6 protein-coding genes and 1 CRISPR repeat array are annotated in these 13555 nt (G+C 34.7%); all 6 genes read left to right on the forward strand.

What is annotated here, in order from left to right:
- The first annotated feature begins 88 nt into the window (after positions 1-88).
- The 6 genes from X929_RS04005 to X929_RS04030 all read left to right on the forward strand — a co-directional run bounded on the left by X929_RS04005 (position 89) and on the right by X929_RS04030 (position 13086).
- Positions 89-991 carry a phospholipase D-like domain-containing protein gene (locus tag X929_RS04005; protein ID WP_146049061.1) on the forward strand — a complete coding sequence of 301 codons (903 nt, stop codon included), beginning with the start codon at positions 89-91 and terminating at the stop codon, positions 989-991.
- Positions 992-1072: 81 nt separating this feature from the next.
- Positions 1073-2800, forward strand: a complete 1728-nt coding sequence (locus tag X929_RS04010; RefSeq protein WP_103066756.1) for an NAD+ synthase — start codon at positions 1073-1075, stop codon at positions 2798-2800.
- A 448-nt stretch (positions 2801-3248) separates the two neighbouring features.
- Complete coding sequence (locus tag X929_RS04015; protein WP_103066757.1) at positions 3249-3962, forward strand: hypothetical protein; 714 nt, start codon at positions 3249-3251, stop codon at positions 3960-3962.
- Between the two features lie 124 nt (positions 3963-4086).
- Positions 4087-6654 carry an alpha-glucan family phosphorylase gene (glgP, locus tag X929_RS04020; protein WP_103066758.1) on the forward strand — a complete coding sequence of 856 codons (2568 nt, stop codon included), beginning with the start codon at positions 4087-4089 and terminating at the stop codon, positions 6652-6654.
- A gap of 95 nt (positions 6655-6749) precedes the next feature.
- Positions 6750-9272: an adenosylcobalamin-dependent ribonucleoside-diphosphate reductase gene (locus X929_RS04025; RefSeq protein WP_103066759.1), complete on the forward strand. Its 2523-nt coding sequence runs from the start codon at positions 6750-6752 to the stop codon at positions 9270-9272.
- A gap of 453 nt (positions 9273-9725) precedes the next feature.
- Positions 9726-10125: direct repeats of the CRISPR family, unit length 28 nt; unit sequence CTTTTTATCCTACCTATGAGGAATGGAG.
- 1014 nt (positions 10126-11139) lie between these two features.
- Positions 11140-13086, forward strand: a complete 1947-nt coding sequence (locus tag X929_RS04030; RefSeq protein WP_103066760.1) for an oxidoreductase — start codon at positions 11140-11142, stop codon at positions 13084-13086.
- The last annotated feature ends 469 nt before the right edge of the window (positions 13087-13555 follow it).

A 13555-nucleotide genomic window follows, 5' to 3' on the forward strand; every position in this document is an offset into this window, starting at 1 on the left:
GGAGCTAAAAGTAAATTTTAGAAAGTATTCTTATAATAAAACCTCAAAACTAATTTTCAAAAGTTCACAGGATGGAGGTTTAACAAAATTGAGAAAAAAGCTTACTTTAACAGCATTATTTCTATTTTCTTTTATTTCACTTTTTTCCTACGATCTTTTTTTTTCTGGCGGTGAGTTGGTACACTTTATAAATCAAAAACTAAATATAAGTACTTCCGTAAAAGTAGTATCTTTTAGTATGGATGATACAATTTCTAAAAATATATCAGCTATAAACCATCAAATATTTTTAGAAAAAGATGGCGGATACTCTGGAGATTTAAATTTAAACATCAAATACGATAAAAGCCTTGACGGTTACCTACATCAAAAGTATATGATCTTCGATGACAAAGCGGTATTATTTGGAACGGGGAATTTCACTAGAAGCGGTTTATTATCAGACTTGAACATCTTTATTTACACCGAAGACGAAAAGATTGTAAAAGTTTTTCTTGACGAATATGAGAACTTTCAAAGTGGTTTATTTGGAGATTCCAAAAAAGTAATCAATGAGCGTCTAAATGCCGCCGAATTTGGGAAAGTAAAAATAGTAACCGGACCATCAAAAGAGGTCCTTAACTCAGTTTTAAAAGAGATTAAGAGATCCAAAGTTTCTATAAAGGTTTTCTCGTATTCTTTCACAGATCCCTACTTCGTTCATATATTAGAAAAGGCTTCTTCGAATAACGTAAAGGTTGAAATACTATCCGATGATTGGAATAAAACCTACAGTTCACCATTAAAGTATATGGTAGACATAAAGATAAAATATAGGAATGATATTCATGCAAAATGTATAACAATCGATGATGATACGGTTATTATAGGAAGCTACAATCTTACGTATAGGGCAAGAGAGAAAAACGACGAAATGGTTGTAATAATTAAAAACAAAGGGTTAGCTAACGATATAAATAGAAAATTTGATTTATTATGGCAAGAATGGTAAAATATATTGGTGTGTCTTTTCTTCAATACCTAAAAAGGAGGCCTGTGCTTTTAGATAATAAACTGAAAGCACAAATCAAATATGAAAATAAGAATATCTTTGGCCCAAATGAACTCCACAGTTGGAGATTATCAGGGAAATGTAGAAAAGATAAAAGATTTCATTTCTAAAGCTAACGAAAAAGGTGCAGATCTAATACTCTTTCCAGAATTAACTCTAAATGGTTATCCCCCCGAAGACTTAATCTTAAAAACCCAATTTCTAAGGGATTCCTTGAGAAGTATTGAAGAAATTCAGGATTTTAGCAAATCAAAAGATATAGTAATAATTTTAGGTGCTGTTGATTGGGATGTTGAATCTTACAACACCGCTTTTGTTATTTACAAAGGGGAAATCTACGGTAATTATAAAAAGATGTTCTTACCAAATTACTCAGTTTTTGACGAAAAAAGGTATTTTACTGCCGGTAGAGTACCTTTTTTAATGGAAATTGAACGAATCAAAATAGGAATAACAATCTGTGAAGATCTATGGGTTCCCAATGGGCCAGCTGTTTCCTTGGCACAAAACGGTGCCAATTTGATTCTAAATCTTTCTTCATCTCCTTTTTATAAGGGAAGAAATAAAGTAAGGTTCGAAATGCTCAAAACTCGAGCATCAGAATTATCAAGCTGGATCGCTTATTGCAATAATGTGGGTGGGCAAGATGAGTTAGTTTTTGATGGTGGAAGTGTTGTTATTAACCCATACGGAGAAATAGAATTAAGTGCTCCTTCTTTTGAAGAAGGATTATATTTTATCGACATAGACCCCCTAGAACCCACTAGAGCCAATTTAAGGGAAGGAAAAAGGAAACATTACAATCAAAGTACATATTATGAAAGTGTAAATACCATAAAAATAGCAAAAAAGATCACCGAAAAAACCGCTATAAAAGCTGCCAAAGTTCACTCTTTTGACATATATGAGCAATTATATCTAGCCATAAAAACTGGGATAAAAGATTACGTTTGGAAAAATGGTTTCCAAAAAGTTGTTTTAGGCTTAAGTGGAGGAATAGATTCTTCGCTTGTAGCAGCTATTGCAGCCGATGCTATTGGTCCTGAAAATGTATTAGGATTGATAATGCCCTCTCAATACTCTTCTAAAGGCAGTATCGACGATTCGATAGAACTATCCAAAAATCTGAAAATTAATTACAAAATAATACCTATAAATGATCTATACGAAAAATACATTGAAAATTTAAAAGAAAGCTTTAAAAACACCGATGAAGACAAAACTGAAGAAAATATACAAGCAAGGATAAGGGGAAACTTAGTAATGGCATTTTCGAACAAATTTGGATATTTGGCCTTAGCTTGCGGTAACAAAAGCGAGGCAGCAACAGGATACGCTACCTTGTATGGAGATATGGCTGGAGGATTCTCTCCCATTAAAGACTTATACAAAACTGACCTATACAACGTTGCCAGAAAATACAATGAACTGCACGGAAAAGAAATTATTATAAGGTCTATATTAGAAAAGCCTCCTTCAGCAGAACTTCGACCAAATCAAAAAGATGAAGATACCTTACCCCCATACTCTTTACTAGATGAAATTTTATTCAAATATATAGACAGAGAAATGTCTTATGATGAATTACTCCAAGAAGGATACGATGAAGGGCTATTGAAAAATGTAATAAATATGGTCAATAAAAACGAGTACAAAAGAAGGCAATCTGCTCCAGGTATAAAACTAACTGAAAGAAGTTTTGGAAAAGACAGAAGGATGCCAATAACCAACAAATATATACCCTGGTAGTTTAGGAACCGCAGGTTCCTTCCATAAAAGGTGGAAACTAGGTAAAGCTGACTCCTTTTCCTTATGGGCGGGCTGCGGGGCGAAGGGGCGCAAATAAAGAATAAGCGCAGCTTACAAAAAAACGATGCTAACAATTAACTAAAAAATGCTCTACTTTTAAAAGGGTCACAGGGCGGAGCCCTTTTGCTGATTTGTGCAAAAAGCTTTTTGCTGATCTTTGCAAAATGGTTTGTTTGCAATGCTTTAGAAATGTTTTCCAAAATCTCATTTGCGAAGCTTTTGCTGTTTTATGCAAAAAGCTTTTTAATAATGCTTTAGAAGTAACATCCTCATTCTCATTTGCGAAGCAAATGCGTTCGGGGATCTTAAGGGGGAACCCCTTAATGGCCAAGGGTGGGGAGCGGGGGAAAGGGCGCTAAAAAAAGATTAAAACAGGAGAAAAAAAATTATGGAAGAAAAAGAAAAAGACCAATCCAACGACAGCCTAAAAAATTTACTAATTATAATCGGTACTATGGCAGTCATATATTTCGCAACTTTCATACTATGGAATTTGTATGTAGAAAACTTAGAAAGCCATTATTACTATCCATATGTAAAAATCAAAGAAACCGGGTATGAACGGATTAAAAAAATGCCGTTTACTCCAAAAGGCTACAATATAACTATTGAAAATAGTAATATTACCAACACTTACACAGTAAAAACGAAGTTTGGAACATTCAATATTCAAACATTCGATGATAGGTTTTTCTTTTTTGAGAACTCTGATATGATAGTGATCTCTTATCCTTCATACGATTTCAGAGGGCTCGAATATTCTGTAATCCTTAAAAATGGAAATATTTTTAAATTTGTCATAGTACCAAACGAAGAAATTGTGGATGATGTCTTCACCTTTGTTGAAAATCTTATAAAAATAAGAATCTTACAAGTTCCAGAATTAGCAAATTATGATTATATCAAAGAAAGTGAGGACAGTTACACCATTGAAAGTAACGATCAAGAATTTCATTTATCAAAAAAATTGATAAGCACGGTAGGTGAATCTCAAGATTACATTTATTTTATTTCGAAAAAGTATGGACTGTTCAATAAAATATACTACTTAGAAAAATCAACCAATAAATTTGGAGAACTAATAATGATATCGGAATATTAAGAATTTTAGAACAATAATTAGTTTCTGTAAAGATTAAAAATTTTTACGTATAAGATTTTAATTTTAAAGGGGCGTTACCTAATTTTTAAAGATTCTATCAAAAGCTAAATTGGGAGGGTAAAAAATGGATTTTATAAGTAAAATTACCGTCGTTCCAAAAATCCCGGAAAAGATATATGGGATAAAAGAACTCTCTGAAAACATGTGGTGGACTTGGAATTATAAAGCTCAACAATTATTTGAAAACATAGACAAAGAACTTTGGCATTCCACTCAAAGAAATCCTATAACCTTTTTGAAGCGCGTGGAACAAAAAAAGTTAAACAACGCTGCTGAAGATTTAAAATTCAATGAACTCTATCAAGAAGTCATGAAAGAATTCTCTGATTATATGAATGAAAGTAGCAACACATGGTTCAGAAAAACTCACAGTACTTTTAAAGAAGGAGAAATTGCATACTTTTGTATGGAATATGGCCTTCACGAGTCTTTCCCTATGTATTCAGGTGGACTAGGAGTATTGGCTGGTGATCATCTAAAAAGTGCAAGTGATTTAGGGATCCCCCTTATAGCAATAGGCTTACTATATCAAAAGGGTTATTTTATCCAGAAACTTAATTCAGAAGGTTGGCAAGAAAGTATATATTTAGATTATGATTTTTCGGATTTTCCAATAACTCCCGCTAAAGATAACAGCGGAGATGAAATATACGTTGATATAGACCTGTTAGGGAAAAAGCTCTTCGCCAAAGTTTGGCAGGTAAAGGTAGGAAGAGTGAACTTATATCTCCTTGATACCAACCTAATGCAAAATGAACCAGAAGACAGGGAAATAACCTCCACATTGTATGGTGGAGACATAGAAATGCGTATAAAACAAGAAATACTAATAGGAATTGGCGGAGTTAAAGCGGTAAGGAAATTAGGATACAACCCATCTGTTTGGCACATGAATGAAGGTCACGCTGCATTCTTGGGTCTTGAAAGAATACGTGAGCTAGTTCAAGAACACGGCTTAACTTTTGAGGAAGCTATTGAAGCGGTTCGGGCAGGAAATGTTTTTACCACTCACACTCCCGTACCTGCTGGAAACGATGTATTTTCTATTTCCTTAATTGATAAATATTTTGGAGATTTCTGGCCTAAACTAGGGGCTGCGAGGCAGGATTTTCTAAATTTAGGATTAGAAAAGCGACAAAGCTCAGAAGAATTATTTTCGATGACCATTTTAGCCCTAAAACTCTCTGGAAGATCAAATGGGGTTTCAAAGTTACATGGAGAAGTATCAAGGAAATTATGGAACCATGTTTGGCCAGGTATTGAATCCTTGGAAGTACCTATAAACTACGTTACCAATGGTGTTCATATAAACACCTGGTTAAATCCAAAATTGCAAGAATTTTTGAAAGAATACCTAGGAACAGACTGGATGTCAAAGATAGACGATCCTGAACTATGGGAAAAAATCGATAACATCCCAGACACAGAACTATGGAAAACACACCAACAACTAAAAAAAGAATTAATCGAATATATAAGAAATAGCATAAAAGCACAAAGAATGAGACATGGTGAAACAGTTGAGCAACTCGAAGAAGTAAACCAAATAGGAGATGAAAAAGCCTTAACTATAGGTTTTGCTAGAAGATTTGCGACCTATAAAAGAGCAGATTTGATATTCAGCGATGAAGAAAGGCTAAAAAAGATTTTGAACGATCCAGATAAACCAGTACAATTAATATTCGCAGGTAAAGCTCACCCAGCAGATAAACCAGGTCAAGAACTCATAAAAAAGCTATACGAATACTCACGAAAACCAGAATTTCAAAATAAGGTCATAATTCTTGAAAACTACGATATGGACATGGCAAGACACTTAGTCTCAGGGGTGGACATTTGGCTAAACAACCCCAGGCGTCCAAGAGAGGCATCAGGAACATCGGGAGAAAAAGCTGGAATGAACGGTGCTATAAACTTCTCTGTATTAGATGGCTGGTGGGTTGAAGGATACAACGGCAAAAACGGTTGGGCTATAGGAGATAACAGAGACTACGAAGACTTAAAATTACAAGACAAAATAGACAGTGTTTCAATATACAACCAATTGGAAAAGCAAATAGTACCCATGTACTATGAAAAAGAAGAAGATAACATTTCAAAAGAATGGATATCAAGGATGAAAGAATCTATTAAAAGCGTTACATCCTTCTTTAACACCTCAAGAATGCTCAAAGAATATACTCAAAAACTGTATATGCCTGCTCTTGAGCAGTACATACGTTTTTCAAATAATGACTTTAAGTTAGCGAAAGAATTTGCCGGTTGGGTTAAATTATTAAAAGAAAATTGGGATTCTATAAAGATACACGTTAAACTTGACCAGGATCTAACTGGAGTAAAAAATGCAGAAGAAGAAGTGGGAGTAAAAGCAGAAATATACTTACCAGGTATCGGCCCAGACTCAATCTTACCAGAAGTAGTATTCGCTAAGTTAAAAGACGGTAAGATTGTAAATATAAGGCGGTACGACATGAAACTCATTAAAGAAGTACAAAAAGACACATATCAATACTCAGTAAAATTCAAAATAGAAGACAGAGGCGAATATGGAATAAATGTAAGAGTAACACCTAACAATCCCCTTATGCCCCATAAAAACTACTTGATGGGCCTTGTAAAATATCCTCAATAAGATTATGTAAATTTTTTATCTACCCCCTTGATTTCAATATATTGTTAATGTTATGATATAAATATACAATATATAGACTCAAGGGGGTAATTTTAATGCAAGTTATAAATAAATGGATAGAAAAAGAACCATCTCAGAATGCAGTAACTATATTAAGAGACAGGTATTTCTTAAAAGATGGAGAAGGTAATTATTTAGAAAGCACATGGGACGAAGTTGCAAAAAGAATTGCAAGACATGTTGCTGCAGCTGAGGTAAACTATACCAATGATATAGAAGAAATAAAAAATGCAGAAGAGCATTTTTACCAACTAATAAAATCTCGAATTTTCTTACCAAACAGTCCAACCTTATTCAACGCGGGCAAAACAATGGACAGACAGTTATTCAAAAAAGATATAGAAGAAACAACATTAGAAGACTACAAAACGATTTTCGATTCAAGGACAAAGCATAACATGTTATCCGCTTGTTTTGTAATCCCTATGGATGACTCCATGAACGCAATATTTGATGCAGTAAAAAATGCTGCCCTAATAATGAAATATGGTGGAGGAGTAGGATACGACTTCTCTGTTTTACGCCCAAAAGGTTCTTCTATTGCAGGTACAGGAGGAAAATCCTCTGGACCAATTAGCTTCATGCATGTCTTCAACACAGCAGCCTCCACGATAGAACAAGGTGGGGCAAGGCGGGCAGCTCAAATGGCTGTATTAAGGTATGATCATCCCGACGTCTTTGACTTTATCAATTCCAAAAAAGACAACAAAGGTAGTAATGTTTTGAATTATTTCAACATTTCAGTAAACATAGACAATCCAAAAAAATTCAAAAAAATGTTGGAAGAAGATGGGGATTTAACGTTGGAACACCCAACATCATCCATAAAAAAGACTATCAAGGCAAACGATCTAATGAACAAAATGGTCGAAAACGCATGGAAAACGGGAGATCCTGGAATGCTATTTCTGGGTAGGCACAATCAATACTACGCAATGAGTGAGCACACCCCAGTCACCGCCACAAACCCATGTGGAGAAGAACCACTACCACCTTTTGGAAGTTGTAATCTTGGCTCAATAGACGTTGCAAAACTAGTGGAAGACATTGATTTAGGAAATCCCAATTCGGAAGATGCCTCAGAATTCCAAGAAATAGTATATTGGGCTATTAGATTTTTAGATGACGTCATAGAATCAAACATCTACCCACTAAAAGAAATTGAAGAAATATCGAAAAAACAAAGATTTATCGGATTAGGAATAATGGGACTAGCCGATGCATTATACAAAAAAGAGCTACCATACAACTCCGAACAAACCAGAAAGTTCATGGCTAAATTAATTGCTGAATTAGCTTATTTCTCTCATGTTGCAAGTACTGAATTAGCCAAAGAAAGAGGCAATTTCCCAGACTTTCAAAGGTCCAAATATCCCAATGGATTCATACCATTTCCAATGTTGGATGACGAAATAGACGAAGACCTAAAAGTATGGAATCAAAAAATACGCCAGCATTTTCAAGGTGAAGCCACAAAATACAAAAGAAATGTACAAACAAATACCATAGCTCCAACAGGTTCAATATCTAACTTAGCAGACACATCAAGTGGAATCGAGCCAAACTTCTTACTATCCTATGTTAGATACATGACCAACAAAGAAGGAGACAGAGTTCCTCTATCTTATATAAATCCAATATTAATGGAAAAAATAGGTACCAACATGACAGAAGAACTCAAGGCCGAAATCATTGAAAAAGGCAGTATTCAAAATATAGAAAATATACCCGACGAAATCAAAAAAATATTTGTAACCTCAATGGACATACCACCAAAGGATCATTTATTAGCCCAGCATGTAATTCAAAGTTATCTTGACGCATCATGTTCCAAAACTATAAATATGCCTAAATCTTCAACTATAGAAGACGTTAAAGCCATATATCTACAAGCACTAGAATTAAACTTAAAAGGATTAACTATTTACAGAGATGGTAGCCTTGAAACTCAAGTTCTAACCTCCGCTTCCAAAGAAGAAAAACAAACATCTGAAGCACAAGGCAAAAACGTTACATTCTTTGTACTAGACGAAAAACATAAACTAAGGGCAAGACCAAGAAAAGAAACTTTACGAAGCGTCACACGAAAGTTCAAGCACGACACGGGAACGGTATACGTAACAGTTTCTTTTGATGATGCTGGAGAAGCAGTAGAAATCTTTTTATCAGATGGCACAGAAACGGCAGAGGTTATAGGAAGATTATCCTCAATTGCCTTAAGAGCAGGCGTTTCAACAGATGAAATAGTTCAGCAATTAGAAAAAGTCAAAGGATCGTATTGTAAAGAATTAGCGCAAGAAATAAGCAAAGCCCTCAACGATTTCAACCAGTTATGGGGAACTCAAATAGAAGATTATGAAGTAATAAGAACGGGCACACCTAAAACCCGAGAAGAAGTAGAAAAATTTGTCTACGCCAATGACTTAAAATACGACAAAGGATATTATATAGACTCAGAAGGTAACGCATACTGTCCAAGCTGTCTATCTAAAAATACCCTGATAAACGAATCAGGCTGTGTCACCTGTACAACATGTGGATGGTCAAAGTGTTCTTAAATAATATACAATAAGAAACAATACTAGAATTTGGTTTTGAAATAGGTGATATAGCTTTATTAAAAATTGATGGAACAAGCGTTATTGTTCCTTTTGTTACAACTTATGGTTATGTCGACAGAGGCAATCCCATTGTTGCAATAACTTTATAGCCCGCCTTCATGGCGGTTTTTTTGGTTTTATTATTTTTTTTGTTCACAGTTTAGATAAGTTGAACCGACTTAATATAAAATAATGTTAACAAGTTAACCTAATAATAACGTAGAAAAGAAAATGATGAAAAAAACCGTCTGTCGACCTCCAATAGGGTAAAAAACCCGGGGGATCGACAGACAAGCGAAAAAAGTCACAAGCCCTATTACATGCGCTTTTGAATTGAATCTTAACAAATTCTCAAAGTTTTGCTTGACAATCGTAATTTTTTATGATATAGTATTTATAAGTATCTTATGCCTTTTTATCCTACCTATAAGGAATGGAAACTTGTCTTTTAGCCATACAGCTACATTTCCAGTAATTCTTTTTATCCTACCTATGAAGAATGGAAACATTCTATCTTTAAATTTATTATAACTCTTCTCAAAACTTTTTATCCTACCTATGAGGAATGGAAACCTTTTCTAGAATGCTGTCAACAAGTTCAGCCAAGTCGCTTTTTATCCTACCTATAAGGAATGGAGGGTAGGTGGAGGAATGGAAACATCGACGTTTTAACTCACCTCGATATTTGTAGTACGTCTTTTTATCCTACCTATGAGGAATGGAGTGTGGGTGGAGGAATGGAAACGCTGAAGACATAGCAACTGAAGGGCATGAAGAAGTATACTTTTTATCCTACCTATGAGGAATGGAGGTAGGGGAGGGGAATGGAAACGAGATTGCTTCAAAGCTTCGATGCAGTATGTTCTCGCTTTAAAAGGATTTTGATGAATTGAAGGCTGGGAAGGAATGGAAATAATAGAATCTTTAGGCTTCGACATGTTAAACCTTAAATTTTTAACTAAACTTTTATGAATGAAACCCAGTAAAGAAAACATGGCCTGGTAACTTAGGGGGAGATTTTTTAATTTCTTTTGCCCTTAATAATGCAAGATATAGTAAGATTAAAAACGAGCTAGTATTCCAGCTTTATAAACTTCCATAAAATGCTTTCTGATTTTTAAACAAACCTTAATAAAAGAAAGAAATGAAAACTTCTAGCTGAATTCTTTTGAAAACCATTACCTTATAACCTTTTTACTCTACCTATGAGGAATGGAGGGTGGGGTAGAGCAATGGAAACAATTTTATTTCTAAGTTTCCAAGTAGTGTTCTCTAACCTTTAAATCATAATTTTATGAATGAAAGAAAGCAAAAAAATAATCCCTCACATGTGAAGGATTTTTCTTTTTTGTTTTGAAACAATTAAGACCAAGGGGAATGAATTGGTTGAGAAATTTTAAAGGTTGGGGATGAATAAAAATAATGAAAGATAAACAAGATCTTCAAATAGGAGACATTTTAAATTTTTGTTTTAAAGGTGTAATGATTTAGTGAGAATGAAAGCATGGTTTTATCAACTCTTCCGGATCGCCCTTCTAGTGGCTCCCAATTTTTAATCAAACTTTCATGAAAGGAATAAATGATATCTTCCTATGAAATTCTTTTAAATGATCTTTACTTAAAATTTCTTTCATTCTTTTTTTAAGGAATGGCAAAATATATAAACTTTAACATGATGTGCTATAATTTAAATATAAGATAACTTTTCATCTACATATAAGTAAAGGAACCTGTAAAAGCTAGGTTATTAACAAGTAGCGATAATCACACATCATATCGAACATGTATTTAAATTTATTTAACCAAACCCTAAGGAGGCTTCTATATGGATAACAAAGTTATGTTTCCAAAGTTATTCACACCTATCAATATAAATGGTGTGGAAATAAAAAACAGGGTTGTTTTTTTACCTCATGCCACAGTTTACGTGGACCAGGACTATGCTCCTACTGAAAGAGAAATGTATTATTACGAAGAAAGAGCAAAGGGCGGTGCGGGCCTTATAATTGTCCCTAGTAGGATTGTTCATCCTACCGGTGTATTTCCAGGTTTGGGCATAGGATACAACAGGGAAAATATCCCAAAGTTCAAGAAAATAGTCGATGCAGTACATTTTCATGGTGCAAAGACATTTATACAGCTTTCGCATATGGGCAATCAGACAAAGAGTGTAGAGACATTTCATCCTACGTGGGCACCGTCTGCGATACCTGATATGACTGTAGGTGAAATGCCTAAAGAAATGACCTTGGAAGAAATAAAGGAATTAGTGGAGTCATTTGCATTATGTGCTGAAATACTTATGGAAGCAGGTTTTGATGGTGTAGAGATCAAGGTTGCTCATGATGGTATATTAGGGCAATTTGTGTCTCTTCTTAAAAATAAGAGAACAGATGAATATGGAGTCAGCATAGAAAACAGAGGAAGAATAATTGTAGAAATTCTAAGTGCTATTAGGGTGAAAATTGGTCAAATACCGTTGGGCGTAAGGCTTGGTATAAACAGGTATATGCCTGGAGATTATGGTGTAGATGAGGCTGTTGAATATGCAAAGATGTTTACCACTGTTGCAGACTATATAAGCACCGATACAGGTACATGGGAAAGCATAGATATGCTTGTGCCATCCATGAATATCCCTCAAGGGTTCCTTTTGAAAGATGTAGCGAGGATAAAGCAGGCAACAGGTAAAATCGTAATTGGTAATGGCCGAATCGTGTGGCCAGCTACTGCTGAAGGTGCACTGGAAAAGGGCTATTTGGATATGGTAGGTATGGCCAGGGCCCAAATAGCTGACCCTTATTGGGCAAAGAAAGCTGAGGCAGGAAAGCCCTACGAAATAAGAGGTTGCATCGGCTGTAACCAAAAGTGCATGGGTAGATTGTTAGAAAACCTGCCCATAAGCTGTGTCCAAAACCCTACGTCTGGTCATGAAAAGAAATATGGAGAGGATGTCCTTTACAAAAAGACCTCAAAACCAAAAAAGATTGTTGTGGTGGGTGGAGGTCCATCAGGAATGAAGGCAGCAGAAATATATGCCAGAAGAGGCAATCAAGTTGTGTTATTTGAAAAAGATCCCGAGCTTGGAGGAAGGGTTCGCTGGGAAAGAAGAATCCCCGGAAGACGTGGAGTAGCAGGTGTAAGCCGATATCTTATGTATATGTTGGATATACTTGATAATGTTGATGCAAGGTTGAATTCAAAGGCTGATGTCGAAGCGGTATTAAAGGAAAAGCCGGATATAGTAATTATTGCTACAGGTTCGACTCTGATTTCGGCAAATCCCAATTACTACAGCACCATTGAAGCACTTAATGAAAATGTAAAAGGGAATAATATACTTGTTGTCGACAATGACTCAACTACCGAAGGTTCTGGCATTGTAGAACTGTTTGTTAAAGCTAACAAAATAGTTCACTGGTTAACACCGAGTTTTTTCAATGGTCAAAATATCACCCCTCCGATTTTGTTGGATAACTTCAAACGACTCGCTGGAAAGGAAAACCTCATACTTCATCCAATGAAAGTGTTGATGGATTTTAAAGATGGAGAAGCAACTCTACTTAATATATATCTCAACACTGTAGAAAAATTAAATGGAATAGATTCTGTAGTAGTTACAGGAATAAAGGAACCAAATAACAGCCTCTACGATTCTCTTAAAGGAAAGGTACCCGAACTTTATCTCATAGGTGATGCAGCTGCCCCTCGTGATATAGCTTCTGCTCTTGAAGATGCCGTAGGACTCACTGAATTGATAAAGGACGCTTAGTTTTTTCATATTTATCGATTAACACACTATTTATCTTTCTTAAAAAACATATGTTCTAATTAAGTTGAACAATACAAAATCAGCAGAAATATTTTTAGTTTTGTAATCCACTCCATTTTTCTCACCTCCACTAATAATATCTGCAAAAGTTTTTACATTTAAGTAAATTTTATTTTTATTTTTAAATTAGCTTACAATTTAACTGGATCATTTTTTGATCCAGGTGGGTCAAAAAATGGGACAGTTTTGGGTCAAATTTTGACCCAGTAGTGGGTCAATTTTTGGGACAGCCTATAAGGTTTTATATAATATATATAAATATATAAAATATAAAAATAAAAAAATATTTTTAATTCCTATATAGCGAAAATCAAAATTTTATTTTTTACTTTTTGCAGATACTACTTATGGGAAAAGAAACTTTTTAGAAGATGATGCGCGTTCCTGCACTTACTAAATGAAAAGTGTA

The sequence above is a fragment of the Petrotoga olearia DSM 13574 genome (assembly GCF_002895525.1).
Taxonomy (GTDB): Bacteria; Thermotogota; Thermotogae; order Petrotogales; family Petrotogaceae; genus Petrotoga; species Petrotoga olearia.

Bases quoted from the DNA above. Each gene is read 5' to 3' on its own strand.
- X929_RS04010 (WP_103066756.1), top strand. From the start codon at position 1,073: ATGAAAATAAGAATATCTTTGGCCCAAATGAACTCCACAGTTGGAGAT.
- X929_RS04015 (WP_103066757.1), top strand. From the start codon at position 3,249: ATGGAAGAAAAAGAAAAAGACCAATCCAACGACAGCCTAAAAAATTTA.
- glgP (WP_103066758.1), top strand. From the start codon at position 4,087: ATGGATTTTATAAGTAAAATTACCGTCGTTCCAAAAATCCCGGAAAAG.
- X929_RS04025 (WP_103066759.1), top strand. From the start codon at position 6,750: ATGCAAGTTATAAATAAATGGATAGAAAAAGAACCATCTCAGAATGCA.
- X929_RS04030 (WP_103066760.1), top strand. From the start codon at position 11,140: ATGGATAACAAAGTTATGTTTCCAAAGTTATTCACACCTATCAATATA.